Origin of the sequence: Nocardia sp. NPDC060249 (assembly GCF_042728755.1) — a bacterium.
In the GTDB taxonomy this organism is placed as follows: Bacteria; Actinomycetota; Actinomycetes; order Mycobacteriales; family Mycobacteriaceae; genus Nocardia.
On record NZ_JBHXAQ010000002.1, the window covers coordinates 162,433 to 189,414 of the forward strand.

General features: G+C 67.9%; 23 protein-coding genes. 9 read left to right on the forward strand and 14 right to left on the reverse strand.

The window, feature by feature from the left end; all coding sequences use genetic code 11:
* Window positions 1–88: 88 nt before the first annotated feature.
* Genes ACFWFP_RS08315 through ACFWFP_RS08350 form a run of 8 tightly spaced genes read left to right on the forward strand, consistent with a single transcriptional unit; the run spans window position 89 to window position 11,161 of the window.
* Window positions 89–2,500, forward strand: coding sequence for an NADH-quinone oxidoreductase subunit G (locus ACFWFP_RS08315; protein ID WP_379295106.1), 2,412 nt, complete (start codon window positions 89–91; stop codon window positions 2,498–2,500).
* Window positions 2,493–4,283: an NADH-quinone oxidoreductase subunit NuoH gene (gene nuoH / locus ACFWFP_RS08320; RefSeq protein WP_379294031.1), complete on the forward strand. Its 1,791-nt coding sequence runs from the start codon at window positions 2,493–2,495 to the stop codon at window positions 4,281–4,283. The genes ACFWFP_RS08315 and nuoH overlap by 8 nt, the downstream gene beginning before the upstream one ends.
* On the forward strand, window positions 4,280–5,101 hold the full coding sequence (locus ACFWFP_RS08325; protein WP_379294032.1) for an NADH-quinone oxidoreductase subunit J: 822 nt from the start codon (window positions 4,280–4,282) through the stop codon (window positions 5,099–5,101). The genes nuoH and ACFWFP_RS08325 overlap by 4 nt, the downstream gene beginning before the upstream one ends.
* A complete protein-coding gene (gene nuoK / locus ACFWFP_RS08330; RefSeq protein WP_266288663.1) occupies window positions 5,098–5,397 on the forward strand; it encodes an NADH-quinone oxidoreductase subunit NuoK in 300 nt (99 codons plus the stop codon). Before ACFWFP_RS08325 ends, nuoK begins: the two co-directional genes overlap by 4 nt.
* Window position 5,398: 1 nt before the next feature.
* Window positions 5,399–7,285 (forward strand): NADH-quinone oxidoreductase subunit L, encoded by a 1,887-nt coding sequence (gene nuoL, locus ACFWFP_RS08335; protein ID WP_379294033.1) that lies wholly within the window; start codon window positions 5,399–5,401, stop codon window positions 7,283–7,285.
* The gene (locus ACFWFP_RS08340) at window positions 7,282–8,904 is read left to right on the forward strand and encodes an NADH-quinone oxidoreductase subunit M (protein WP_379294035.1); all 1,623 of its coding nucleotides are present in this window, start codon (window positions 7,282–7,284) and stop codon (window positions 8,902–8,904) included. The genes nuoL and ACFWFP_RS08340 overlap by 4 nt, the downstream gene beginning before the upstream one ends.
* The gene (gene nuoN / locus ACFWFP_RS08345) at window positions 8,901–10,523 is read left to right on the forward strand and encodes an NADH-quinone oxidoreductase subunit NuoN (RefSeq protein ID WP_379294036.1); all 1,623 of its coding nucleotides are present in this window, start codon (window positions 8,901–8,903) and stop codon (window positions 10,521–10,523) included. Before ACFWFP_RS08340 ends, nuoN begins: the two co-directional genes overlap by 4 nt.
* Window positions 10,523–11,161: a class I SAM-dependent methyltransferase gene (locus ACFWFP_RS08350; RefSeq protein WP_379294037.1), complete on the forward strand. Its 639-nt coding sequence runs from the start codon at window positions 10,523–10,525 to the stop codon at window positions 11,159–11,161. The genes nuoN and ACFWFP_RS08350 overlap by 1 nt, the downstream gene beginning before the upstream one ends.
* A gap of 96 nt (window positions 11,162–11,257) precedes the next feature.
* Here the strand turns inward: ACFWFP_RS08350 and ACFWFP_RS08355 are convergent, their stop codons facing one another.
* Genes ACFWFP_RS08355 through ACFWFP_RS08365 form a run of 3 tightly spaced genes read right to left on the reverse strand, consistent with a single transcriptional unit; the run spans window position 11,258 to window position 13,978 of the window.
* Window positions 11,258–11,812: a GNAT family N-acetyltransferase gene (locus ACFWFP_RS08355; RefSeq protein WP_379294038.1), complete on the reverse strand. Its 555-nt coding sequence runs from the start codon at window positions 11,810–11,812 to the stop codon at window positions 11,258–11,260.
* Window positions 11,813–11,866: 54 nt separating this feature from the next.
* Window positions 11,867–13,375 carry a carboxylesterase/lipase family protein gene (locus tag ACFWFP_RS08360; protein WP_379294039.1) on the reverse strand — a complete coding sequence of 503 codons (1,509 nt, stop codon included), beginning with the start codon at window positions 13,373–13,375 and terminating at the stop codon, window positions 11,867–11,869.
* Window positions 13,376–13,387: 12 nt separating this feature from the next.
* On the reverse strand, window positions 13,388–13,978 hold the full coding sequence (locus ACFWFP_RS08365; RefSeq protein WP_379294040.1) for a TetR/AcrR family transcriptional regulator: 591 nt from the start codon (window positions 13,976–13,978) through the stop codon (window positions 13,388–13,390).
* A gap of 79 nt (window positions 13,979–14,057) precedes the next feature.
* Here ACFWFP_RS08365 and ACFWFP_RS08370 point away from each other — a divergent pair, with 79 nt between their 5' ends.
* Window positions 14,058–15,068 (forward strand): saccharopine dehydrogenase, encoded by a 1,011-nt coding sequence (locus ACFWFP_RS08370; protein WP_379294041.1) that lies wholly within the window; start codon window positions 14,058–14,060, stop codon window positions 15,066–15,068.
* A gap of 177 nt (window positions 15,069–15,245) precedes the next feature.
* On the opposite strand, the gene ACFWFP_RS08375 is transcribed toward ACFWFP_RS08370, so the two are convergent.
* The 11 genes from ACFWFP_RS08375 to ACFWFP_RS08425 form a co-directional block, all read right to left on the reverse strand.
* Entirely contained in the window at window positions 15,246–16,361 is a 1,116-nt protein-coding gene (locus ACFWFP_RS08375; RefSeq protein ID WP_379294042.1) for a serine hydrolase domain-containing protein, read from the reverse strand.
* 116 nt (window positions 16,362–16,477) lie between these two features.
* Window positions 16,478–16,906, reverse strand: a complete 429-nt coding sequence (locus ACFWFP_RS08380; RefSeq protein WP_379294043.1) for a nitroreductase/quinone reductase family protein — start codon at window positions 16,904–16,906, stop codon at window positions 16,478–16,480.
* Window positions 16,907–16,952: 46 nt separating this feature from the next.
* On the reverse strand, window positions 16,953–17,780 hold the full coding sequence (locus tag ACFWFP_RS08385; RefSeq protein WP_379294044.1) for an alpha/beta fold hydrolase: 828 nt from the start codon (window positions 17,778–17,780) through the stop codon (window positions 16,953–16,955).
* A gap of 240 nt (window positions 17,781–18,020) precedes the next feature.
* Window positions 18,021–18,356 carry a hypothetical protein gene (locus ACFWFP_RS08390; protein WP_379294045.1) on the reverse strand — a complete coding sequence of 112 codons (336 nt, stop codon included), beginning with the start codon at window positions 18,354–18,356 and terminating at the stop codon, window positions 18,021–18,023.
* A gap of 90 nt (window positions 18,357–18,446) precedes the next feature.
* On the reverse strand, window positions 18,447–18,647 hold the full coding sequence (locus tag ACFWFP_RS08395; RefSeq protein ID WP_379294046.1) for a hypothetical protein: 201 nt from the start codon (window positions 18,645–18,647) through the stop codon (window positions 18,447–18,449).
* Between the two features lie 235 nt (window positions 18,648–18,882).
* On the reverse strand, window positions 18,883–20,238 hold the full coding sequence (locus ACFWFP_RS08400; RefSeq protein ID WP_379294047.1) for a three-helix bundle dimerization domain-containing protein: 1,356 nt from the start codon (window positions 20,236–20,238) through the stop codon (window positions 18,883–18,885).
* 288 nt (window positions 20,239–20,526) lie between these two features.
* Window positions 20,527–21,114, reverse strand: coding sequence for a DUF308 domain-containing protein (locus ACFWFP_RS08405; RefSeq protein WP_379294048.1), 588 nt, complete (start codon window positions 21,112–21,114; stop codon window positions 20,527–20,529).
* The gene (locus ACFWFP_RS08410; protein WP_379295107.1) at window positions 21,111–23,420 is read right to left on the reverse strand and encodes an ATP-binding cassette domain-containing protein; all 2,310 of its coding nucleotides are present in this window, start codon (window positions 23,418–23,420) and stop codon (window positions 21,111–21,113) included. Before ACFWFP_RS08410 ends, ACFWFP_RS08405 begins: the two co-directional genes overlap by 4 nt.
* Before the next feature lie 139 nt (window positions 23,421–23,559).
* Window positions 23,560–24,801, reverse strand: coding sequence for a GNAT family N-acetyltransferase (locus ACFWFP_RS08415; protein ID WP_379294049.1), 1,242 nt, complete (start codon window positions 24,799–24,801; stop codon window positions 23,560–23,562).
* Between the two features lie 51 nt (window positions 24,802–24,852).
* Entirely contained in the window at window positions 24,853–25,464 is a 612-nt protein-coding gene (locus tag ACFWFP_RS08420) for a 1,4-alpha-glucan branching protein (protein WP_379294051.1), read from the reverse strand.
* Between the two features lie 8 nt (window positions 25,465–25,472).
* Window positions 25,473–26,915 carry a S8 family serine peptidase gene (locus ACFWFP_RS08425; protein ID WP_379294052.1) on the reverse strand — a complete coding sequence of 481 codons (1,443 nt, stop codon included), beginning with the start codon at window positions 26,913–26,915 and terminating at the stop codon, window positions 25,473–25,475.
* Window positions 26,916–26,982 lie beyond the last annotated feature (67 nt).

The window sequence follows — 26,982 nt, forward strand, 5'->3', positions numbered from 1 at the left end:
GCGTAGCGATTCCGTGAGGGGTGGCGGTCGGGTGGCGGGTGGGCCAGCCATCGCGCCAGGCAACAGCAGCGATGTGGTGCCCGCCGACATGGTGAGCGTCACCATCGACGACACCACCATCGAAGTTCCCGTCGGCACCTTGCTGATCCGTGCCGCCGAACTGATCGGCGTGCAGATCCCCCGCTTCTGCGATCACCCCCTGCTCGACCCGGTCGGTGCGTGCCGTCAGTGCCTCGTCGAGGTCGAAGGGCAGCGAAAGCCGGTCGCCTCCTGCACGATCCCGGTCACCGACGGCATGATCGTGCACACCCAGATCAGCTCCCCGGTCGCCGAGAAGGCTCAGCGCGGGGTGATGGAGCTGCTGCTCATCAACCATCCGCTGGATTGCCCGGTCTGCGACAAGGGCGGCGAGTGCCCGCTACAGAATCAGGCGATGTCCACCGGCAGCGCCGAATCCCGATTCGACGGCGAGAAGCGGACGTACCCGAAACCGATCCCGCTGTCCACGGCGGTGCTGCTCGACCGGGAGCGGTGCGTGCTGTGCGCCCGCTGCACCCGGTTCTCCCAGCAGGTCGCCGGCGACCCGTTCATCGAACTGATGGATCGCGGTGCGCTGCAACAGGTCGGCATCGCCCAAGCCGAACCGCTCGACTCCTACTTCTCCGGCAACACCGTCCAGATCTGTCCCGTGGGCGCCCTCACCGGTACCTCCTACCGATTCCGGGCCCGCCCGTTCGACCTGGTCTCCACCCCGAGCGTGTGCGAGCACTGCGCCTCCGGATGCGCACAGCGCACCGATCACCGCCGCGGAAAAGTGTTGCGCCGCTTGGCCGGTGACGACCCCCAGGTCAACGAGGAATGGAACTGCGACAAGGGCCGCTGGGCCTTCGCCTACGCCACCGAACGCGACCGCCTCACCACACCGATGGTGCGCGGCTGGGACGGTGTCCTCGCCCCCGCGTCCTGGCCCGAAGCTCTCACCGCCGCCGCCGCGGGCCTGAGCGCCGCGATCGGCAGTGCCGGAGTGCTCGTCGGCGGCCGTGTCACCGAGGAAGAGGCGTACGCGTACAGCAAGTTCGCGCGGATGGTCCTCGCGACCAACGACATCGATTTCCGCAGCCGGGTGCATTCGGAGGAGGAAGAACGCTTCCTCGCCGCCCGCGTCGCCGGACGCGGTGTCCAGGTCGACTTCGCCGCACTCGACCGAGCCCCCGTCGTGCTGCTGGTCGGGCTCGAGCCGGAAGAGGAATCGCCCATCGTCTACCTGCGGCTGCGCAAGGCCGCACGGACCCGCGGGCAACGGGTGGTGTCGCTGGCTCCGTTCGCCTCCCGCGGACTCGAACGCATGTCGGGTGCGCTCATCCAAACCCCGCCCTGTGGGGAAGCCGACGTCATCACCTCGATCATGGCCGAAACGTCCGCCGATGCCGCGGAACTCATGACGATGCTGAACACGCCCGGCGCGGTCATCATGGCGGGTGAACGTCTCGCGGGCAGCCCCGGCGCACTGTCGGCGGTGGTCCGCTTGGCCGATGCCACCGGCGCCGCACTGGCGTGGGTGCCACGTCGTGCGGGCGAACGAGGCGCGCTGGAAGCGGGCGCTCTGCCCAGCCTGTTGCCCGGCGGCCGGCCTGTCGTCGACCCTTCGGCACGCCAACAGGTTCGACATCGGTGGCAGGCCGGTGAACTCCCCGTCACCGTCGGCCGCGACGCCAACGCGATCCTGGCCGGCGCCGCCCAGTTGGGCGCGCTGATCATCGGCGGTGTCGACCCGGCCGACCTGCCCGACCCGGCCGCCGCACTGGCCGCCATCGACGCGGCCCGCTTCGTCGTCAGCCTCGAAATGCGGCACAGCGCCGTCACCGAACGCGCCGACGTCGTGTTCCCGGTGGCGACCGCGATGGAGAAGTCCGGCACCTTCCGTACCTGGGAAGCTCGTCCGCGCCCCTTCACCGCGGCCCCGCTCGACACCACCCGCCGCGTCGCCGCTCCCCTGTCGGACCTGCGGGTGCTGCACTCGCTGGCCGCGCAGATGGGCGTCCCGATCAACCTGCCCGACCCCGCCGCGGCCCGCACCGAACTCGACGGACTCGGCGCCTGGACCGGTGAGCCCATCTCCGCCCCGGAACTGACCAGCCAGACCCGACCCGTACCCGGGCCAGGAATGGCCGTGCTCGCCGGCTGGCGGATGCTGCTCGACGCGGGCCGGATGCAAGACGGTGAACCCAATCTCGCCGGTGTCGCCCGCCCGCCGGTCGCACGGCTGTCCGCGGCGACCGCCGCCGAGATCGAAGCCGACGAAGCCGATCACGTCATCGTCTACACCGACCGCGGCGAGATCTCGGTGCCCTTGATGATCACGGACCTGCCCGACCGGGTGGTGTGGCTGCCGCTGCACTCGCCCGGTTCGACGGTCGCCGCCGAACTCGGTGTGACGCCCGGCGCCGTGGTGCGCCTGCGTCGCGCCGACGACAGGATGAAGGAACACCGTCATGAGTGATCGAGTCCAACTCCTCGCGGCCGACGCCGGGCCTGTCTTCGGCACCGATCCGCTGTGGCTGGTAGTGGTCAAGGCGCTCGGCGTGTTCATCTACCTGATGCTGGTGCCGTTGATCGCGGTCTACGCCGAACGCAAGGTCGTGGCGTGGATGCAGATGCGGATCGGGCCCAACCGGATCGGCCCCGGCGGCATGCTCCAGTCGATCGCCGACGGCGTGAAGATGGCGCTCAAGGAAGACATCATCCCGGCGATCGTGGACAAGCCGATCTTCGTGCTCGCCCCGATCATCTCGGTGATCCCGGCCTTCATGGCCTTCGCGGTGATCCCGATGGGCCCGGAGGTCTCGATCTTCGGCACGCACACCGCGCTGCAGCTCACCGACATGCCCGTCGCGGTGCTCTACATCCTCGCCATCACCTCCATCGGCGTGTACGGCATCGTGCTCGCCGGCTGGTCGTCGGGTTCGACCTATCCGCTGCTCGGCGGCCTGCGCTCGACCGCGCAGGTCATCTCCTACGAGATCGCGATGGCACTGACCTTCGCCACCGTGTTCCTGCTGTCGGGCACCATGGCGACCTCCGAGATCGTGAGCGCGCAGGAGGGCACCTGGTTCGTGTTCCTGCTGCTGCCCTCCTTCCTCATCTACTGCGTGTCGATGGTCGGCGAGACCAACCGGGCGCCCTTCGACCTGCCCGAAGCCGAAGGTGAACTGGTCGGCGGTTTCCACACCGAGTACTCGTCGCTGAAGTTCGCGATGTTCATGCTCGCCGAATACGTGAACATGGCCACGGTGTCCGCGCTGGCGACGACGCTGTTCCTCGGTGGCTGGCGGGCGCCGTTCCCGATCAGCCTGTGGGAGGGCGCCAACTCCGGATGGTGGCCGCTGCTGTGGTTCACCCTCAAGGTGTGGACGTTCCTGTTCGTGTTCGTCTGGCTGCGCGGCACGCTGCCCCGGCTGCGCTACGACCAGTTCATGAATCTCGGCTGGAAACTGCTCATCCCCACCTCGCTGGTGTGGGTGATGGTCGTGGCCGCGGCACGGGTCCTCGACCTCGAGGGCATCGCCGGACAGAACTACATCCTGGTCGGTGTGGGCGTGGTGATCACCGCCGCCATGATCGCGACGTTCCTGCGCGCGGGTCGCAGCAAAGGGCTGCCGCCCTTGCCGCCACAGGAGCCGGCGACCTCGTCGGTGTTCCTGGGCTTCCCGGTGCCGCCGATGCCCGCACGGCCCGCGAACGACCAGCCCGAGTTCGGGTTGTTCGACCCGCTCGCCGGGTTCGCGGTCACCGCGGCCACGATGTTCAAAAAGCCCAATACCGAGTCCTACCCCGAGCAGAAGGTGCCGACCGCGCCGCGCTATCACGGCCGGCACCAGCTCAACCGCTACGACGACGGACTCGAGAAGTGCATCGGCTGCGAACTGTGCGCGTGGGCGTGCCCGGCCGATGCGATCTTCGTCGAAGGCGCCGACAACACCGAGGACGAACGTTTCTCCCCGGGTGAACGGTACGGCCGCGTCTACCAGATCAACTACCTGCGCTGCATCGGCTGCGGTCTGTGCATCGAGGCCTGCCCGACGCGCGCACTGACGATGACCAACGAATACGAACTCACCGACGACAACCGCGCCGACCTCATCTACGAGAAGGACCAGCTGCTGGCCCCCCTGGAGCCGGGCATGACCCCCGCGCCGCATCCGATGGCACCGGGCACCGACGCGGCCGACTACTACCTGGGCCGGGTCGGTCCGGCACCGTCGGAGCAGGAGGCACTGCGATGAGCACCGCACACATGCTGGCCGCCGAAGTGACCAACACCTCCACGGGCGAGGGCGTGCTGTTCTGGGTACTCGCCCCGATCGCGGTGCTCGGTGCCCTCGGCATGGTGACCGCGGCCAAGGCCGTGCATTCGGCGATGTGCTTGGCCGCCACCATGATCGCGCTCGCCGTGTTCTACATCGCGCAGGGTGCGCTGTTCCTCGGCGTCGTGCAGATCGTGGTGTACACGGGCGCGGTGATGATGCTGTTCCTGTTCGTGCTGATGCTCGTCGGCGTCGACTCGGCGGAATCGCTGCGGGAAACGTTGCGCGGCCAGCGCATCGCCGCCGCGATCGTCGGGCTCGGATTCGGGTTGCTGTTCATCGGCGGTATCGGCGCGGCCCTGCGCGACAGCGGAACAAACTTTCCCGGACGCGGTTTCGGCGACCGTGACGTGATCGCCGAACTCGCCGAGTTGATCTTCCTGCGTTACGTGTGGGCGTTCGAACTCACCGGGGCACTGCTGATCACCGCCACGATCGGTGCGATGGTGCTGGCCCACCGTGAACAGTTCACCCCCAAACGCGGACAGCGGGAAATGTCGCGTGATCGCTTCCGCAACGCCGGCGAACGGGCCACACCCCTGCCGACACCGGGTGTCTACGCACGGCACAACGCCGTCGACAGTCCCGCCCAGCTTCCCGACGGCTCCTTCGCCGAACTCTCGGTGAGCACGATCCTGCGTCACCGCCGCAACCGCGCCCACACCGAAGCCGCCGTGCTCTCGGTGGGCACGGTCCGCGACGACAACCCGACGGCCGACGAGGAAGGCAAGCGGTGAACCCCCAGAACTACCTGTTCCTGTCTGCGCTGCTGTTCACCATCGGCGCCGCGGGAGTGTTGTTGCGCCGCAACGCGATCGTGGTGTTCATGTGTGTGGAGCTGATGCTCAACGCGGTGAACCTGGCGTTCGTGACCTTCGCCCGGTTGCACGGCAACCTCGACGGTCAGGTGATCGCGTTCTTCACCATGGTGGTCGCCGCCGCCGAGGTCGTCGTCGGCCTGGCCATCATCATGACGATCTTCCGTGCCCGCCGGTCGACCTCGGTCGACGACGCCAACCTGCTGAAGTTCTGACATGGGTACCGCAACGCTGTGGCTGCTGCCCGCCCTCCCGCTCGCAGGCGCGATCATCCTGCTCGTGTTCGGCCACCTCACCGACCGCTGGGGCTCCTACCTGGCCACGACGGCCGCGTTGTCCTCATTCGTCGTCGCCGTTGTCGCGTTCTTCGGCATGCTCGGCCGCGCCGACGCCGACCGCGCCGTGCACAAGGAACTGTTCAACTGGGTGCCCGTCGGTGATCTGCAGGTCGGGTTCAGCCTGCAACTGGACCAGCTGTCGATCTGCTTCGCGCTCCTGATCACCGGAGTCGGGTCACTGATCCACCTCTACTCGATCGGCTACATGAGTCATGATCCGGACAAGCGCCGGTTCTTCGGCTATCTCAACCTGTTCCTGGCCGCGATGCTCGTGCTGGTCCTGGCCGACAACTTCCTCGTCCTCTATCTGGGCTGGGAAGGCGTGGGCCTGGCGTCCTATCTGCTGATCGGCTTCTGGTACGAGAAGCCCTCGGCGGCAACGGCAGCCAAGAAGGCGTTCGTGGTGAACCGGGTCGGTGACATGGGCTTGGCCATCGCCATGATGGTCATGTTCGCGACCTTCGGTTCCTTCGACTTTCGCACCGTGTTCGCGGCGACACCGGGCGCGAGTGAAGCCACACTCACCGCGATCGGCCTGCTGCTGTTGCTGGCTGCCTGCGGCAAATCCGCGCAGGTGCCGCTGCAGTCGTGGCTCGGCGACGCGATGGAAGGCCCCACTCCGGTCTCGGCGCTCATCCACGCCGCCACGATGGTCACCGCCGGTGTGTACCTGATCGCCCGCGCCAACCCGATCTACGACCTCGCGCCGAACGCACGCACAGCGGTGATCGCCGTCGGTGCGGTGACGTTGCTGTTCGGCGCCATCATCGGCTGCGCCAAGGACGACATCAAGAAGGCCCTGGCAGCCTCGACGATGAGCCAGATCGGGTACATGATCCTGGCCGTCGGCCTCGGCCCGGCCGGCTACGCGTTCGCGATCATGCACCTGCTCACCCACGGCTTCTTCAAGGCCGGACTGTTTCTCGGCGCCGGCTCGGTGATGCACGCGATGAACGACGAAACAGACATGCGCCGCTACGGCGGACTGCGCACGCTGATGCCGATCACGTTCATCACCTTCGGCCTGGGCTATCTCGCGATCATCGGAGTGCCACCGTTGTCCGGGTTCTTCTCCAAGGACAAGATCATCGAGGCGGCCTTCGACCACGGTGGATCCACCGGAATCCTGCTCGGGGCGGTCACTCTAATTGGTGCCGCACTCACCGCGTTCTACATGACCCGCGTCATGCTGATGACCTTCTTCGGCGAGCGCCGCTGGAAGCCGGACACCCACCCGCACGAGTCACCCGCGGTGATGACCGGGCCGATGATCCTGCTCGCCTTCGGATCGGTCTTCGCCGGTGGCCTGTTCGTCTGGGGCTCGTCGCTGGTGAACTGGCTCGAACCCGTCGTCGGTTCCCATCACGCGGAGCCCGTGATCCCCGCGGCGGTGGTCACCGGTCTGGCATTGACCGCGGTCGCCATCGGTGTGGCCATCGCCTACCGCAAATACGCCGAGAGCTCGATCCCCGACATCGCCCCGGAGCCGGTCAGCGTGCTGACCGGGGCCGCACGTGACGATCTCTACGGCGACAAGATCAACGAAGCCGTTTTCGAACGCCCCGGCCGTCACCTCACGAGGGCGCTGGTGTTCCTCGACGCGAAGGGGGTCGACGGGATCGTCAACGGCACCGCCGCCTCGATCGGCGGGCTGTCGGCGCGAATCCGCAAGGTACAGACCGGTTTCGTGCGCTCCTACGCCCTGTCCATGTTCACCGGCGCGGCCCTGGTGGCCGCCGCCCTGCTGGCGGTGAGGTTCTGGTGAACTCGTTTCCCTGGCTGACGACACTCTGGCTCGCCCCCGCGATCGGTGCGGGCGTGGTACTCGTCGTGCCCGCCGCCCGCCGCACGGTGGCACGCGGCATCGCCTTCGCGGTCTCGATCGGCGTGCTCGCACTGGCCGTCGTACTGACCGTGCGGTTCCAGCCCGGCGGTGCCCAGTATCAATTCGTCGAATCCCACGAATGGATTCCGGCGTTCGGCGTCGGGTACACCCTGGGCCTGGACGGCATCGCCACCGCACTGGTCCTGCTGACCGCGGTGCTGGTGCCCTTGCTGATCCTGGCGGGCTGGCACGACGACACCGCCACCGGCGACGGCCGCAAGACCACGCATATCTACATGGCACTGATGCTGCTGGTCGAGTCGATGGTCCTCATCTCGTTCCTGTCCCTCGACATCCTGCTGTTCTATGTGTTCTTCGAAGCGATGCTGATCCCGATGTACTTCCTCATCGGCGGTTTCGGCACCCGCACCACCGACGCCGCGGTCCGCGCCCAACGCTCGCGCGCGGCGGTGAAGTTCCTGCTCTACAACCTCTTCGGTGGGTTGATCATGCTCGCCGCGGTGATCGGGCTGTACGTGCTGACCGCCCAGGCGGGCCTCGGTGAAGGGTCGGCGGGAACCTTCGATCTGCGCGTCGTGGTCGCCGCGGCCAACAGCGGTGAACTCGGGGGCAGCACAGCGGTTCTCAACGCCCTGTTCCTCGGGTTCATGTTCGCCTTCGCCGTGAAGGCGCCACTGTGGCCACTGCACACGTGGCTGCCCGACGCGGCGGTCTCGGCCACCCCGTCCAGCGCGGTACTGATGATGGCGGTGGTCGACAAGGTCGGCACCTTCGGCATGCTGCGCTACTGCCTGCTGTTGTTCCCGCTGGCATCGGACACCTTCGCGCCCTTGGTGATCACACTGGCCGTGATCGGCATCCTCTACGGCGCGCTGCTCGCGATCGGCCAAACCGATGTGATGCGACTGATCGCCTACACCTCGATCTCGCACTTCGGGTTCATCATCCTCGGCATCTTCGCCATGACCAGCCAATCCCAATCCGGGGCGACGCTGTACATGGTCAACCACGGACTGTCCACGGCCGCACTGTTCCTCATCGCCGGATTCCTCGTCTCCCGGCGCGGCACCAGGATGATCGCCGAGTACGGCGGCGTGCAGAAGGTCGCCCCGGTCATGGCGGGCACCTTCTTCCTCGCGGGCCTGGCCACGCTCTCGCTGCCCGGCCTTGCGCCGTTCGTCAGCGAATTCCTGGTCCTCGTCGGTACTTTCCCGAAGTACCAGGTGGCGGCGGTGATCGCGACCGGTGCACTGGTCTTGGCCGCGCTCTACGTGCTGTGGCTGTATCAGCGGTTGATGACCGGCCCGCTGAAGAAGGGCAACGAACACCTGCGTGATCTGGTGCCGCGTGAGCTGGCCGTGGTGGTGCCGCTGCTGGTCGCGCTGCTGGTGCTCGGGTTCTATCCGAAACCGATCCTGGATCTGGTGGATCCCGCGGTGGGGCACACCCTCTCGACGATCGGTAAGCACGATCCCGCTCCGACGGTCCCCGCTCCCGAAGCTGGTGCGGCCACCCCGCCCGCAGGCGGCCACAAATGAGGACGGACTCCGTGACCATCACCGAGCTCGCGGCCATCGCGCCCGCACCGAGCATCGAATACCACCTGCTCGCCCCGATGCTGATCGTGTTCGGGGTCGGCGTGGTGGGTGTGCTCGTCGAAGCGTTCGTGCCACGGCCCTACCGGTATCCGACGCAGTTGGTGCTCGGAGTGGCGGGTCTGGTCGGCGCGCTGGTGGCTGTGGTGCTGCTCGCGGGATCCGAGGGCACCGCGGTGGTGGGTGCGGTCGCCATCGACGGGGTCACGCTGTTCCTGCAGGGCACGATCCTGCTGATCTCGCTGCTGGGCCTGTTGCTGATCGCCGAGCGTGGAGCGGTGCCGCGGGCGCGCAGCGGGCCCGGCACGTGGAGCCGGGCGGCGGCCGCGTCGGACCGAGGGGTCGACGCGTTCACGCCGCAAGCCTCCGCGGTGCCCGGGAGCGCGCACGAGCTCGCCGCGGTGCGCTCGGGTGTCTCGACCACCGAGGTGTTCCCGCTGACGATGATCGCGGTCGGTGGTCTGCTGTTGTTTCCCGCGTCCAACGATCTGCTGACGATGTTCGTCGCGCTCGAAGTGCTGTCGCTGCCCCTGTATCTGCTGTGTGGGCTGGCACGCCGCAGGCGGTTGCTCTCGCAAGAGGCGGCAATGAAGTACTTCCTGCTCGGTGCGTTCTCCTCGGCGTTCTTCCTCTACGGTGTCGCGCTGCTCTACGGGCAGACCGGCACCGTGTCGCTGCCGGGAATCGGCGCGGCACTGGACAAGCAGCCCGAGAACGCGACCCTGGCACTGCTCGGTATCGGCATGCTCGCAGTCGGGCTGCTGTTCAAAATCGGCGCTGTGCCGTTCCAGGCGTGGGTGCCCGATGTCTATCAGGGCGCGCCGACACCGATCACCGCGTTCATGGCGGCTGCCACCAAGATCGCCGCCGTCGGGGCGACCATGCGGGTGCTGATGGTGGGAGTCGGTGCGCTGGGTTCGGATTGGCGCCCGGTGCTCGCCGCGGTCGCGGTGGCCACGATGGTCGTCGGTGCGATCATGGCGATCACTCAGACCGATGTGAAGCGCATGCTGGCCTACTCCTCGATCGCGCACGCCGGTTTCCTGCTCGTCGGTATCGTCGCCGCCGACAGCGCCGGTGTGGCCGCCGTGCTGTTCTATCTACTGGCTTACGGTCTCGGCACCGTCGGCGCGTTCGCGGTGGTCAGCCTGGTGCGGGACGCCTCCGGTGACGAAGCGACCGCGCTGTCGCAGTGGGCGGGCCTCGGCCGCCGATCCCCGTGGCTCGCTTCGGCATTCGCCCTGTTGCTGCTGTCCTTCGCCGGTCTGCCGCTCACCAGCGGATTCGTCAGCAAGTTCGCGGTCTTCGCGGCTGCCTCCGGTGCGGGCTACACCGCGTTGGTGATCGTCGGTGTCCTCTGCAGCGCCATCGCCGCGTTCTTCTACGTCCGGGTCATCGTGCTGATGTTCTTCACCGACCCGCCAGCCGACGCGCCCATCGTGACCGCCCCGTTTTCCACCACCTTGGTCGTGGCCTTCAGCGCCGGCGCCACCGTCCTGCTCGGCCTGTTCCCCCAGCCGGTTCTCGACCTCGCCGACCGCTCCAACCAGTTCATCCACTGATGACGCCGACTTCCCAGCCCGATTCCCGGCCACCGACCAGTCACGAACGCGAAGCGGGTCAATCGTGGAACGCGTCCTATGTCGACGGCCCCGCGCCCTGGGATATCGGCACCCCGCAGCCCGCTGTCGTGCGGCTGGCCGAAGCGGGTGGGTTCTGCGGACCGGTTCTCGATGTCGGGTGTGGCACCGGCGACAACGCCCTGTTCATCGCCGCCCGAGGGTTGCCGGTGCTGGGCGTCGACGTGGCCGAAACAGCGTTGGCCGCCGCCCGGCAAGCAGCCGACGATCGTGGGATCGACGTGGCCTTCGCGATGGCGGACGCGTTACACCTCCAGCGCCTGTATCGCCGCTTCGAAACCGTCCTCGACTGCGGCCTGTTCCACACCTTCGACGCGTCCGAACGCACCGAGTACGTGGCAAGCCTGGCATCGGTCACCGACTCCGGCGGGACCCTGTACGTGTTGTGCTTCAGCGACACCGGGCCCGACACCGGACCGCACCCGGTCACCAGTCAAGCCCTCGCCGCACCCTTCGATGACAACCCCGCCTGGCGCCTCACCAACGTCGCCCCCGAGCATCTGCGAACACGATTCGCCGACACAACGTCCGCCTGGCTCGCCACGATCAAACGCCGATAACAACTCGAGGATGGCGAGATCACACAATGGCCTCGTCGAACACTTCGGCCGCCGATAGTCACGCCGTGGGACCCGGCGACCCTCCCACCGATGCGCTTACGCGCGTGACTCCCCGACCGTGATCCGATATCGCCGAGCCGGACCGAGTTCGGTGTCCTGGATGCTTTCGAGAACGCCACCACATCGCTCGATCGTTTTCACCGACCCGAGATTGTCGGCAGCGCAGACGACCAGCACCTGATCCATCCCGGCCACTCGCGCCTCAGCGATGATCTCCCCCAACGCCCATGTAGCCAGCCCTCGTCGGCGTGCGGACGGCCGGATCCCGTAACCGACATGCCCGACCCTCCGCACAAGGTCACCGTCCCCGTGCCGCAAGGCGATCCCGCCGAGCACGCGATCATCCTCGACTATCCAGCGATACGAGCAACGCCCGTCCCGTCCCTTCGCTGACGTGGCGATGAGCCGCGCGATCCAGCGCTCGAATCCCGCCACCGAGTCGACGTCGTCACTCGGTAACAAGCCGAAACCGTCCTCATGAACACCGGGGCCCCACTCGATATGCGCGGCGAGCCACGCTCCGTACAGATCGACAGCGGGCGCGATCAACCTGCGCCCCGTACCGACCGGGATTCCATTGGCAGTGAACACTGGTTCAACCTAGCGGCCGAGCGTGCCACGGAAGGCGCAGCCGGGCTTGATGCTTCAGCTCGGGAGGTCCAGCGTGTCGAACAGGTGGGCGGACCAGATGCGGCGAGAGTGTTCCTCGGGGTAGGGCTGGGTGATGGGTTCGGCGTGGTAGACGCGCGTGGTTCGCGCTTGGGGATCGTAGGGCGCCCAGCCGGGGTTGCCCGAGGTAGCGAAGTTCACCCAGTCGCTACGCATGCGGTCGGCGAGATCGGGCATTTCGTTCGCGGCGTTCGGATGGGCGAAGGGGTGGGCGCGGACCTCGTCGGGACTGAGGGTGCCGAAGACGAGCAGGAAGTCCAGGCAGTGTGCGGCGCCCTGTTGTGAGTTGAAGCTCCACGCCAGTTCGCACAGCCAGACGCGTCCGCTGCCGGCGTGCGCGGCATCGGCCAGATGCAGGCTCGGCATCCGGAACAGCCAGTCGGAGTTGAGGATTTCGAACAGCTGGCCGGATGTCGCTTCCGGATAGGCGGCGCGGTAGAGCCTGTCACCATCCCCGCCCGGTGCGAGGTGGCGAAAAGCGGCGGTCATGGTCGACGGTGCCGGTTCGCTGCCGGGGCGAGATGTGTAGAGCCGGTACTCGTCACGGGTGTGGCTGATGAGCAGGTCGACGTCGCGTGCGGCACCGCCTGCGATCGCACGCCACGGCGCGCACGGCAATATCTCACCGTCGACAACAGGGGAGAACGGGGTGGGCGTGAGTGCCATCGGGCCCCAGACATCGACGAACTCGGGCATCGCGGCGATCACCGCGGTAGTGGCGTCGGTGAGTGCGCGTGGCGGCAGCAGGGCGAGGTCTTCGACGGTGGCCCGGACACCGAGCTGTGCGGCGATCGTGGTCGAGATCGCGGCGGCGAGGCTCGGAGTGAAGTAGGTGCCGGGCATGCTCTGGCTGATCGCCCTGTGAAACAGTCCGGCCGCCATCGGCATAACCAGCAGCGCACCGACCGACGCACCGCCCGCGGACTGACCGAAAACGGTGACGTTGGCGGGGTCGCCACCGAATGCAGCGATGTTGTCCTGGACCCAGCGCAGAGCAGCGATCTGGTCGAGGATGCCGCGATTGTCCGGAGCTCCGGCGATGCGCGCGAAACCGTCGACGCCGACTCGATAGTTCATGCTGACCACCACCACGTCGGCCGCTGCGAGCAGCGCACCGTCGCAATGCGGGTTGGCGGTGTCGTTCTCGAGGTAGGTGCCGCCCTGAATCCACACCATCACCGGCAGTTGCGCGGCCCCGAGGTCGGGTGACCAGACGTTCAGGGTCAAACAGTCCTCGGATCCGTCATCGGTCGAGCCGGACACCGACAACATCACCGAACCGCTATTGCGCGCCTGGGGCACCGGAGGGCCGAACACCAGTGCGTCCCGAACGCCCTGCCACCGCCGCGCAGGCACCGGCGCCGCGAACCGCAGTGCTCCAACCGGTGGCTCCGCATAGCTGATCCCCCGAAAGACCGCGACAGCGCCCTCCCACCGACCGCGCACAACACCAGCGCCTGTAAGGATTTCAGGTTCGATGCCCACCCGTTTCCCCCGTCAGTGCCGCTCGACCGCACCAATGCTACCGACGATCAGATCGGTCAGTGCCGAGATCGCTTCCTCGGGTGTCGTCGCGCCCCGGTTCAGTTCTGCGGCCAGTGTTTCGGCCGCGCCGAGCACGCCGACGCAGCGTAGTCGCAGTGCGGTGGCGGTGAGTGCGGAGAACGGGTGCAGGGTGGCTGCCATCCAGTCGCGGTAGCTGTCGAGCATGTCGTGCTGGATCGCCTGCACGTCCGGGTTGCCTTTCAGGGCGGCGGAAATCGCGTCGAATTCGGGCATGTCGGTGGCGCAGGCGAAGTAGGCGGCACTCATGACGCGGGCGATCTCGCCGACGGTGGGGGTGGCGTCGCGGGCGGCTTGTTCCGAGGCGAGGCGGTGACGTTCGTCGAGTTGGCGGTAGAGCGCGAGGAGCAGTTCGGGGCGGGTGCCGAAGTGGTCGTAGACGATCGGCCTGCTCACGCCCGCGGCTTCGGCGAGCGTGGCCAAGGTCAGGCCATCGGTGCCGTGTTCGCGCACCAGCGTCAAGGCGGTGTCGAGCAGTTGCTCGCGCCTGGCCGGCTTGGCCAATCTGCCAGATCGTGCGGTCATCGTCCTCCCTTGCGCCATGCCCACAGCTTAGCTACAAAGAGTAAGTTACAACTTGTAGCTTAACGGAGAGGAATGCACTATGACGCAATCGGTACTGATTTTGGGCGGGTCGGGACAGGCGGGGTCGGACACCGCGGCTCTGTTGCGCCGATGGCATCCGACTCTGCCGTTGACCATCGCGGGACGTGATCTCGGTCGTGCGCAACGGGTCGCCGACAGCCTGGGCACCGCCACCGCGGTGACGATCGATCTGTCCCGCCGCGACCTCGGTCTCGCCGAGGCCGGCTACTCGGCGGTCGTGACGACCCTGTGGGACGACCGTCTCAACGGCCTGCACTACGCACAGGACCGCGGCCTGCCCTACCTCAGCATCTCCAGCGGCCTCCTCGACATCGGCCCGGAGATCGTCGCGGGCGCGCACAAGTCCAGTGCTGCACCGGTTCTGGTCGCCAGCCATCTGATGGCCGGAATCATCGTTCTCGCCGCGCTGGATGCCACGCGCGAGTTCGACCGGGTCGACACGGTCCGAGTCGGCGTCGCACTCGATGACACCGACACCGGGGGACCCGCGGGAATCGCCGACCTGGAACGCTGGTCGGCCGTCACGACGGCGGGTCTCGTGCGCCGCGACGGCGTCTTCACCTGGCTCGCCGAGGCCGACGCACAAGCCGACGTCCACACCGTCGACGGCACCGCCCTGCCCGGCCAGAGCATCCCGGTTCTCGACGTGCCCAGCCTGGCCCTCGCTACCGGCGCACCGAACGTCCGGGTCGACTTCGCGGTCGGTGCGACCCTGAGCCGGCGGCGCGGTGAACCTGCCTCCGTCGAGATCCGAATCGAGCTCGCCGGAATCGGCCGCAGCGGCGAATCGCTCGACAGAACGTGGTACCTCGTCCATCGGGACGGTCAGCGGCCGCTGACCGCACTCGGGATCGCGCTCGGCGCCGAACGGCTGCTCGGCCTGCGCGGCGACCGACCCGCACCGGGCATCCACACCCCGGAGGCACTGGTCGACCCCACCTACGCCGTCGAGCGGTTGAGCGAGATCGGTGCCGCGTGGCATCGAGCCGGTGACGGCCCCCGGCCATGACCGGTGGCCACCGACCTCTACCGCACGCCCTGGACATCGGATTCACCGTCACCTGCCCACCTGAGCTCGTCGCGGCACTGCGGACGGTGGGCGAGCGATGTCGTGACGCGATTGTCGATGCACACGATGCGGACTTGCATCGTGTGCCATCACCGCGTTGACGAAGAGGCGAGGGATTCAGTCGCACAGTGCGTGGGTGAGCATCCCGCCGAGATCGACAGAGGACGATTCGCCGGTGTAGGCGATGGTGACCGCGAGGCCGGACCTGGTGGCACCCGCGACAGTGGAGAAGCCCGCGACGCCGCCGATGTGGCCGACATACTGCGCACCGCACGGTAGTTGGGTGTACCCGAGGCCGAGACCGTAGGACATGCCGTCCCCGTTGCCCATGTCGACGCCGTCGAGCATCTGCGCGAGTTGCGGCTGGGGCACGACCTGACCGGCCAGCAGCGCGAGGAAGAACCGGTTCACATCGGCGCCGGTGCTCACCAGGGCGCCCGATGCCCATGGCACCGACGGTTCCATCAGGGTCGTGTCGGTGAGCGTCCCGTCGACGGTGGTGTAGGCGGTCGGGTGCGGTTGGCGCAGTCCGGTTTCGCCGGTCGCGGGCAGGTAGGTGTTCGACAGGCCGAGCGGTGTCAGGATGCGGTCGCGCAGTTCGTCGGTGTAGCGATGCCCGGTCACCGCTTCGATCAGCATGCCCGCGACGATGTAGTTGATGTTGGTGTACTCGAATCGGCTGCCGGGCGCGAACTTCGCCGGATGCTCCAGAGCCAGGGCGATCTCCTGAGCCGGAGTGAAGGTGCGGCCGTTCTTCGCCGCTTGGTGTTCGTCGAGCTCCGGGGACCGAGCAGGCTCGGGCAGGCCGCTGCGGTGGCCCAGGACCTGACGGACGGTGATCGCGCTGCCGTCCACGCCCACACCGGTGAGCAATCCGGGCAGATAGGTGTCGATGGACCGGTCGAGGTCGACGCGATGTTCGGCTACCAGCTGCAGCACGATCGCGGCGGTGAAGGATTTGGTGACGCTACCGACCCGGATATGGTGGGCAACATCGGTACCGATCGGGGTCGCCGCGGCCGCATCGGCCAGTCCGGAAGCGACGACGGTGCCGGCTCCGCGCTCGGTGAGCGTGGCGACGGCCCCGACGGCACCTGAGCCGACTATCGCGTCGAGGTCGGCCCGCACGCTGTCCACGCGAGCCGGGGCGGCAGTCTCGGCCGCGCTGGTCGTGCAGGCGGACAAGCCCAGCGCGGCGGCGAGGATCGGCACGGTGAGGATTCGAAGACGCATGATCGAACGGTAGGAAGCCCGAACCCGCTCGCACATTGGACTGCGGTACTACCACCGCCTCGGTCTCCGGTAGCGGGGCTGGCGGTCCGGTCGCCCTGCCCCGCTACCTCATTCGATCAGTTCCGGCGCAACGCCAGCACCGGGATGGTACGGATGCCCTTCGTCTTCTCCTCGTATTCGGCGAAACCGGGATACCGTCGCGCCTGCTCGGCGAAGAGGCGGTCGCGTTCTTCGCCGGTCACTTCGGTGACGGTGACCGGAAAGGTCTCGGTGCCGACCTCGGCGTCGGCCGCGCCCGCCGAGGTGAGGTTGTAGTACCAGTCGGGATTGGTGGGGGCACCGGCTTTGGACGCGAAGACGTACAGGAGCTTCGGGTCGTTCTCGTCGGCCAGGTACATCATCGGCGATACCAGTCGCCGGTCGGTGCGCCGCCCTCGGTGATGCACCAGCACCATCGGCGCGCCCTCGAAGGGGCCGCCGACGCGCCCTTCGTTGGCTCGGAACTCGGCGATGATCTTGCTGTTCCAGTCCTGTGATTCGCTCATGCCTCGCATCTTCTCCCCCGGCCCGCGCCTGCGCGAGCAACCACGCTCACGGCTCGTCGAGTACTTCTTGCAGGCGGGCGGCGAAGGTGACGGCGTCGTTGACGAAGCCGGTGTGGTCGCCGGGGAACAGAGCCGGGTCGACGCCGAGCGCCGATGCCAGTTCCCGCGAGGTGCGATCGCAGAACTGACCGGTGGACTCGGCGCCGATCCCGATGATCACCCGGGTGGGGATCGAACGCAGCACCGGCGGGTCCGGTACCCAGGAGGTGGTCGGGCGCAGTTCATGGGCGAACCAGAAACGTTCGCTGGCGACCTGTTGTGGATCGCGGTCGCCGCCGAAGATCTGTTCGAGCATCGGTTCCGGGATCGCAATGGCGGCTTGGGCGAAGAACTTCCGCCAGGCACCGATCACATCGCCGGCGGCGTAGGTGGCGACGATGTCCTCGGTGAGTGTGCGCTGGGCCTCGGCGTCGGGGAGCAGTTCGCGCAGCGGCGGTTCGTGGGCGACGACGGTGGTGACCAGGTCGGGGCTGGTCTGGGCCAGGGCCAGCGCGGTGACCGCGCCACCGCTGGATCCGAACACCACGGCCGGGCCCGCGTCGAGGTGGGTGATGAGCTGGGCGAGGTCTCCGGCACGGGCGAGTACCGTCGAGTCCTGGTTCGGGTCGTCCAGGGGGCTGCCGAAATGCCCACGCGGGTCGGTGGTGAGGACGGTATTGGTGGTGGCGAGATGTTCGGCGGCCGCGGCGAACGAGGCGGCGTTCATCGGGGCGCCGACGAGGACGAGCAGTGGTCCCGCACCACGGACCTCGTAGTACAGACGGGCGTCCGGCACGACGAGGGTGCCGGTGGTGACGGCGGAACTGGCGGTCATGAGGCTCTCCCGGATCTCGGCTACAGGTAGCACTCATACAGACGGTGCGCGCCGAAAGAACTCATCGCCGAACCACGAGAATCTTTTTCGAGTGGCAGATCGACGTTGTCCAGCCCTACCGTCGACAGTGGAGTGTACAGGCGTGCACTGAACTGATATCGAACTCTCCTCGCCGAAGGACGGCCGGTGCGCGAATGCGGCGGAGAGAGCGAGCCTTGGCGCGCACGACGAGGTGAGGCGTCAGGGGCGCTCGGTGGGTAGTTCGCCGTACAGCTGCCGCGCGCGGGCGGTCAGCAGCGGCAGCACAATGGTGCGCCAGGTCGGCAGGTCCACAGCTTCAGGTTGCCCTTCGACCAGCACGGATGCCTCGGCTATCGCGTCGGCATCGTCGACGTCAACCCCGGTCACCTCGACGATTTCCCGCCGCAGCAACGTCACGAACTCTGTCGCGGTCTCCGGCGGGACTTGCGCACAGACCTTGTCCCGCACCGCATTCCAAGCCACCGGGTCCGCGGGCGACCCCCAGTGACGCGGCCGCCGATCGAAGAGCCGGGCTATCTCGGAAGAATCTGGCACCCGCCGAATCCTACCGAGACCCGTGGTTCGCCGTAACGGCGACTTCGTGCGAACGCCGCAGCGGCATCGACGAATCCGCCGGTGCACGCACTAGCGGCGACGGCGAAGTTCGTCAGCGCTGGCCCGCAGTGTTCCGGCGACCAGTTCACGTCCCTCGTGTGCCAGATCGACCACCTCACGCGCGCTCTTGCGTCCCGCGTCGCCGAAGATCGCGGCGAGCGCGGTACCGGTTCGGCGTGCCGCGACGGACAGCTCGTGGATCAGTTCTCGGCCGGGTTCGAATTTGTCCATCTCGGTGGAACTCCATTCGCAGTGCGGGCCAGCTCGGATACCTGGCAACACATCAGTGTACAGTCGTGCGCCGAACCCGTGTCAACCCCGAATCCGGCACCACGGTCTGCGCCCCGCACCTGGACGCGAATCGGTTCCAGACCGCATCTCATCGACACATGGCGCGCCATCCCTCCGGCCGCGCAAACGCGAGTGCCGCGCAGCGGTGAGCTGCGCGGCACGGGGTGAGACGAGTTCAGTTGTAGGACTTGGCTACCCCGTCGAGCAGGTGCTCGAGAGTCTCGTAGGCCGGTACGTCGACGATATCGATCAGATCGGCGGCCACCGGCACCGAACGTTCGGCCGCGACCGAGGTGAACTGGGCGGTGTCGCCGGTGCGGAAGCCGTGTTCGGCGGCCAGGCGGCGCAGTTCGGCGTTGTCGGTGAGCAGTTTGCCGATCTTGTCGCCGGTGGCGTCGAGCGGGACCAGGGTGTGGCTCGACAGCACCGTCGGGGTCGGGTAGGTCAGCACCATGTCCGGCTTGATCCGGCCCTTGCCCGCGGCTTCGACGAACTGTGCCTCGTAGATGCAGACCAGCGGGGTCTGGCCCATGCCGTTGGTGAGGTACTGGTTGAACGGTCCGTCGCTGCTGTTGTCGGTGTAGCCCTGGGCGAGGAACAGTTTCGACAGTGCGGGCAACACGTGCTGTTCGGCGGTGGCGCCGCGCACGATGGTGTGGTCGTTGGCGACATAGCTGGCGATCGAGAGGTACATGGCCGCGGAGTTCGAGCTGCGCGGGTCGGTGGTCGAGACCAGGATGTTCTTGGCGACCGGGTAGGTGGTGTTGTCGGGCAGGTCGTCCCACTGCACACCGGTCCCGGCCAGCTCCAGGTACTTGTCCATGTCGAAGGTCGCGACCGGACCGGGCTTGATCACCCCGGCCGCCGTGAGCAGGTCCGCGATCGGCCGATAGGTGGCGATGGCGATCGGTGACGAGAACGGCGTGTACTTGGTGGTGATGTTGCGCTGTCGCTGGATTCGTTCCGCGGCCGGGATGCTCGACGGGAACGCGAAATCGAAAGCGCCCAGGTCCACCGTGGTCGCGATCTGGCGCGAACCGGCCGGTTCGACCTCGACCCGGATACCGTTGTCGGCGAGCACCTTCGCCACACGCTCGTCGGCGAAGAACGACATCTTCTCCGACCCCACCACCCCACGCACCACCGTCAGCCCGGCGACAGGAGCCGCGGCCGGCGCATCGGCACCGCCGGGCAAGAGCACCACGCCGGCGACGACACCGGCCACGATCACGGCCGCACCGATCGACAACGGCACCACCGCGCGCCTGCTCACCGACCGCTTCGGCTGTTCCTCGGTCGTGTTCGACTCGCGCGCGATCAGTTCCGCGGCCCGCACGCTGGCCGTGGGGGCCGGAACCCGCACCGTCGGGTCGGGATCGGCGAGTTCGCGGCGCACGATCCGCTCGACCAGGATCGGCACGAACTCCCGGATCGGTTTACCGGTGAACCGGTGGTGCGCGGCGCCGACCGCCGACGTCACCTGGTCGACGGGGACGTTCTCGGACAGGTCTTCGACCAAACTTTCGGTCATGCGCCGCATAGCCAGCTCTTCACGCTGGACGGCATCGGCAGCTATGCCGGGGACTACGCGCGACACCACATTCTCCTGGGCTCACAATCGGGCTGCGGACGCGGCGCGCCGAACAGGACCCTCCCCGTGCGCACGCCGCGGGCCACGCTACCGGCGCGCAGCACAGTTACCCCAGCCGTGAGCGAGGGTGCACGCAGAGTTCAGCGCTCGCTCCACTGCCCGCAATGTGACGTTGTCCGCGAGTTCGCGTAGACCTCGAATGCCGAACTCGCAGTGTGTGATTCGCTACTACAGCTCGGTCGCGGCCCGGACCGGTGGCACCGGTTGTTCGGGCGCGGACCCGCGCGCCGCCTGCATCGCCGCCCGCCCGAGCCCACCGGCGAGCAGTTCCATCACACCGATCACGACCAGGCCGGCACCGGCCATCGTGGCCAGCCCGGTGACCGTCTGGAAGGTGATCGCGATGACGGCGATGCCGATCGCGGTGGTGGCGAGACCGCACAGTTCGTGCGCCCAGCCGTCCTCGACGCTGTCGTCCCACGCCGCGACCAGCGCGTGCACGATCCCGCGCACCGACCAGCCGATGCCGATCCACAGGGCCAGCAGTTCGATATTGCCGCCCTGGAAGACCAGACCGGCCAAGATCCCCGTGAGCCCGGCGCTGACCAGTACCAGCACCCGCAACAGGAACGCGATCCGCGCCAGGAACGCCAGATACACCTGCACCACGGTGCTCAGGATCAGCGAGATCCCGAACAGCGTCGCCAGCATGGATTCGTCGCGCCCCGGCCACAGCAGCAGCGCCAGACCGAGCAGGAACGAACACCCGCCCGCGACGAGCATCGCAGTGCGGGTCCGATCCGCGCTGCCGGTCATGTCAATCGCTCCGACAAGTAGGGCGAAGTCCGGCTGACCGTACTGTCCGCCACCTGTTTCGGTGTCCCCTGCGCCACGATCCGGCCTCCCTGCCCGCCGCCGCCCGGCCCCATGTCGATCACGTGGTCGGCACCGGCGACAACCGTCATGTCGTGTTCGACCACCACCACACTGGCGCCGCTGTCGACGAGCGAATTCAGTTGTGTCATCAGGATATCGGTGTCGGCCGGATGCAGCCCGGTAGTTGGTTCGTCGAGCAGATAGACGGTGCCCGCGCGCCGTGCCCGCTGTAACTCGGTGGCCAGCTTCACCCGTTGCGCTTCACCGCCGGACAGTTCGGTGGCGGGTTGTCCGAGCCGCAGGTAGCCGAGGCCGACATTGCGCAATGTGCGCAGGGCACGCGCGACGACTTCGACGTCGCCGAGGAAGTCGGCGGCCTGGTCGACGGTCAGGTCGAGGACCTCGGCGATGGTTTTGTCGCGGTAGGTGACGTCGAGGGTTTCGGGGTTGTAGCGCGCGCCGTGGCAGGCCGGGCACGGGCTGTAGGTGCTGGGCAGGAACAACAGCTCCACGGTGATGTATCCCTCGCCCTGGCAGGTCGGGCAGCGGCCCTCGGCGACGTTGAACGAGAACCGCCCGACGCCGTACCCGCGGGTTTTGGCGGCGTCGGTCGCGGCGAAGAGTTTGCGGACCGTGTCGAACAGGCCGGTGTAGGTGGCCAGATTCGATCGTGGGGTGCGCCCGATCGGCGCCTGATCGACTTCGACGACTCGCACGATGTCCGGGTCGGCGTCGGCGGTGATCGACACAGCGTGCAGCAGTGTCGATTTGCCCGAACCGGAAACGCCGGTGATCGCGGTGAACACTCCGAGGGGGATGTCGGCGTCGAGGTCACGCAGGTTGTGACTGGTGATGGCGCGTAATCGGAGCTCGCCGGTCGGGGCGCGTGCCGCGCGCGGTGGGCGGACGATCTCGTCGAACAGGTAGGGCCGGGTGACCGAGTCGGCTACCTCGCGCAACCCGTCGACCTCACCGGCGTAGAGCACCGTGCCACCGTTCACCCCGGCGCCGGGACCGATGTCGATGAGCCAGTCGGCGTGGCGGACGATGTCGAGATCGTGTTCGACCAGGAACACACTGTTGCCCGAGTTCTTCAGCCGGTCCAGCACTGTCGTCAGTGCCGCGATGTCGGCCGGGTGCAGTCCCGCCGAGGGTTCGTCGAGAATGTAGACGACACCGAACAGCCCCGACCGCAACTGCCCGGCCAACCGTAATCGTTGCAGCTCACCGCCGGACAGTGTCGGGCTCTCCCGGTCCACGCTCAGATAACCGAGCCCGAGCTCGATCAGCACATCGATGCGGGAGGTGAGGTCCTGGGTGAGTACCGCCACGGCGTCGGTGCCGGGGGTGTAGGGGCGCAGCACCTCGACGAGCTCGCTCAGTGGCAGATCGGCGAGTTCGGTGATGTTGTATCCCGCGAAGGTCACCGCGAGTGCTTCGGGTTTGAGTCGTCGCCCCGCACACAGCGGACAGACGGCGGTGTGCAGGTATTCGGCCGCGCGGGCCTTGGTCGCCTCACTTTTGGATTCGGCGTGCGAACGCAACAGCAACTGCTTGGCGCCGGTGTAGGTGCCCTGATACGGGCGGTGGATGCGATGTGGTTCGCGCACGGGTTCCACCGTGACGACCGGTTTCTCCTCGGTGAACAGGATCCATTCGCGCGCGGCGGGTGAGAGTTCACGCCATGGGCGGTCGATGTCGTAGCCCAGCGCGGCGAGCACGTCGCGCAGATTCTTGCCCTGCCAGGCGCCGGGCCACGACGCGATCGCACCCTCGCGGATGCTCAGCGACGGGTCGGGAACCATCGATGCCTCGGTGGCCTCGTGGACGACGCCCTGTCCGTGGCAGCGTGGGCAGGCTCCCTCGACGGTGTTCGGGGAGAACGCGTCGGAGTAGAGGCGGTTGGTGCCCTCCGGGTAGTGCCCGGGACCGGTCCTGGCCGGGGTGTCGGGGTAGTCGCCTTCGCGGGACATGAGCATGCGCAGCGTGTTCGAGATCGCGGTGACGGTGCCGACGGACGAGCGTGACGACGGCGAGGACCGGCGCTGGGCCAGGGCCACGGTCGGCGGTAGGCCGGTGACGCTGTCGACATCGGGCGCCTCCACCTGGTGCAGCAATCTGCGGGCATACGGTGCCACCGATTCCAGATAGCGGCGTTGCGATTCCGCGTAGAGCGTGCCGAACGCCAACGACGACTTGCCGGAACCGGACACTCCGGTGAAGGCGACCAGCGCGTTTCGTGGCATGTCCACGTCGACATCACGCAGGTTGTGGACCCGGGCGCCACGCACCCGAACCGAAGAATCGACCTCGTGCGAATCCACAGCTACCTACCGTACTCCCGGCGCGGCGACCTTCGGGGCGAACGCGCCCGTTGCCGGGGTGTTAGAAGAACCAGCCCAATTGCGGGGCACGGTCGGTGGTGAACGCTTCGTCGAACGCGCGCAGTGCCTTCGGGTCCTCGACGGCGATCCGGTGCGCGGCGGCGAAGGTGTTGGCGCGATGGGCACCGAAGTAGAGGGCGCCGAGAATGTTGAGGTCGAAGCCGAGAGTCGCTGTCCGGGAAGTCGGCTCGCACTCGGCGACGCCGTCGCGGATCCGCAGGGCGAAGTTCCCGCCCGCGTCGCGGAACGGGTCACGCACCGCCACGACGGTATCGAGGTCGGCGCGGTAGGTGCGGGCGGTCAAGGCGGCGGGGACATCCATGACCCGCGCCCACAGTGCGTCACCGCGGTGGGTCAGCTGCACGGCGCGCGGGTCGGTGAGCATGTAGGCGAGCGGATCGTCGTCGGCGAGCTCGGCTTCCACGGTGTCGACGAGGTCCATACCGAGCAGCACCCGCCACAGCGCGGCGTGCGCGTCGGGGGTGACCGCACGCAGTTCCCACACCGCGGCGATGTCACGGGTCTCGCGCCGCGAGCGCCGATACAGGGCATATCCGTCGGCGTGCAGCAGCACGAACAGCGTCGTCGCGCCGTGGCGGTGGCGTTCCACATCGGCGAAGAACAGGTCCCACTTGGCATCCGGGCGAACCTGCGCCCCCGCCGTCACCTGCTGCCAGCGCTCATAGATCTCGCGAATCCGCGGGGCCGTGTCCTGCAGCGTCTCCAAGGTGACACCACCGGGATCCGGTGTCGTGGACCGAAATTCGGCACGCCGCGTATCGATGGCGACCGCGGTGTCGATGATGGCCACCTCGTAGCCGAACCGCCCGTAGATCGTGGCCTCACTGGCCGTGAAGATCGTCAACGGCAACCCGTCGGCCTCGGTCCGCGCGTGCTGGGCGCGATAGAGCTCGCGCAGGATCCCTCGCCGCCGATGTGTGGGCGCCACAGCGACGCCCGAGACCCCACACGCGCGCACCGTCCGCTCCCCCGGCACCGTGATCGTCATCGTCCGGTCCACCGTGTGCCCGACGATCCGGTCACCCTCCACCGCGACCAGTGACCGCTCCACCGGAAAGACCGCTCCCCGGAATTCGTTCTCATCACCCCCGTACCGCATCCCGAACCCGGCCTCCTGCAACCCCGTGATCGCAGCCGAGTCCGCAGGAGTCCCCGCCCGAACGCACACGCTCTTCGCCGTTGCCATGCTCGTACCCTGCCACGCCACCGTGCCCCGGCACATCCGGTTTTCGACCCGGCAGGGCACGTGTCGGTCGGTCGCGCACGGGCAGCGCTATGCCCAGTCGGTCAACACGCTGATCAACTCGACCACCGAGCCCAGAGCCGAGGGCGCGGCCACCGAACCGGCTCCGCCGACCCACAACGACACCGGCACACGATGGAATCGCACGGCAGCGCAACCCCAGGCGACATCGGTGTGCGCGACGCCGTCCACGGCCACACCGAGGTCGCCGTCGGCCGAGGTTGCCGGTGTCACAACGACCGTCGGGTCGGACGTGTCGCTCAGACTCTGAGCCTGAGCGGTCGCGCGGCCGGTCAGCAGAGCGATGACGGCGGCGATCGCGACCGGATCGCGGGTCCCGTCATAGACCCAGCGCCGACCCAGCACCCCGTGCTCAGCTGTGCCGATCAGCGCCGAGTCGGCGCCGGGCAGCGGTGCCCCGCGATAGGTCATCGGCACCTGATACAGCACCTGGTCAGGACCGGAATCGTCGACGAACAGCACGAATTCGACCCCGACCTCGCCGGCCGGATCATCGAGGCGGAAACCACCGACTTTGTCCAGGCGTGGGGTCGTGCCCAGGTACCACTGCCGACTGGGTAACCATGCCGCGACGAGATCGCTCTTGGACGGGGTGACGGTGGTCTGGTGGATGACTGCCATCTGATACGTCAACCTTTCGCGGTCATGGCGCGCAGGTCGGGCAGGGTGCCGATGCGCTGGGTGGTCGGACGACCAGGGGCGGCGGTTTGGGGCGAGCCGGTGGTACGCAGCAGTGTTCGGATCTGGTCGGGGGTCGCGCGGCCGGGAGCGCGGATGCCCTGGTAGGCGGCGATGGCGCCGACGACGATCGGCGACGCGCTGGAGGTGCCGCTGAATTCGTCGGTGTACCAGAGGTCTTCGTCGGGCCCACCTTGCAGGTCGCCGTAGCCGGTGGTGGTGACTTCGCGGCCCCAGCCCTGGGTGTCGAGGCGGGCGCCGTGGTTGGAGAAGTCCAGGCGGGAGCGGGCGGGTCCGTGGTCGCGACCGTGCAGGCCCGGCGGTGGGGCGCCCGCGCCGACCAGGATGGCGCCGGAATCGGCGGGGCCGGCACGGAACGGGTTGTGCCAGGTGGTGGGGAAGTCGCCGGGGCGGGTGTCGTAGACGGCGTCGTCGAGGTTCTCGCCGCCGTTGCCCGCCGCTTCGACGACGACGATGCCCCGGCTCACGGCGTAGCGGATGGCGGCGAAGTCGTCGGGCCACCATTCCACGGCGATGTAGCCGCGCTGATCGGGGGTGCCCCGGTAGTCGAATCGTGGTCCGGGGCGGTGCAGTTCGATGAGGACGATGTCGCCGGGGTTCAGGGCGTCGGCCGCGGAGCGGATCGCCGCGGCCGAGCCGATGCCGAAGATCGAGATAGCCCTGATGTGGGCTTCGGGGGCGATTCCGGTGACACCGAATTCGTTGAGGTCGCCGCTGATCTCGCCGGCCACAGCGGTCCCGTGGTTGCGCCATCCCAGGTCGGCGGAGGCGGTGCCGCCGATGACTCCGCCCTGGTTCTGTCGCAGATCCTCGTGGGTGAACTGCCACGCGCCCTCGACGTCGATCACCCGCACCCCCGTACCGAGCCCGCCGGGCTGACCGTGGGCCCACACCGCGTCGATACCGTGAGGCGCTGCGTCCAGGTAGGCCTGTCTGACCCGGAAATCGGGCGTCACGGCGGGTGCTCGCGGTGCGACGACGTTCTCCGCGAGCGGTGCCAGCGGCGGTTCGGCCGCCGGTTTCACGTAGGCGGCGGCGACGGTGTCGTCCTCGCGCAGCCGATGCGCGAGCTCTCCGAGATCGCCCAGGTCACCGTGCACCGAGTAGTAACTGAGGTACTCCCCCGCCACCGCCGCCTGCGGCGTGTCGGCCAAGCGGGCCGCAAGACGGTTGTCCGGACCGAAGATCGGCACCAGACGCGCGGTAGCGGGCAGGAGTTCATCGACCCTGGTGCGCACGGACCGGTTCTCGCGCAGGGCGACCGGTGTGATCTCCGGACCGGTCGGCGTGGTGACGACGATCAGTTCGCCCGGCGGGACCGAGGGCGCGGGCATCCCCGGTCGGCGCTGCCTGCTGGATCGTGTGGAGGCCATGGCTACCAGTCAACCGTGCCCCGCGCTCGCCCGCTACCGTTCTGCCACACAGGCTTTCGCGACACGC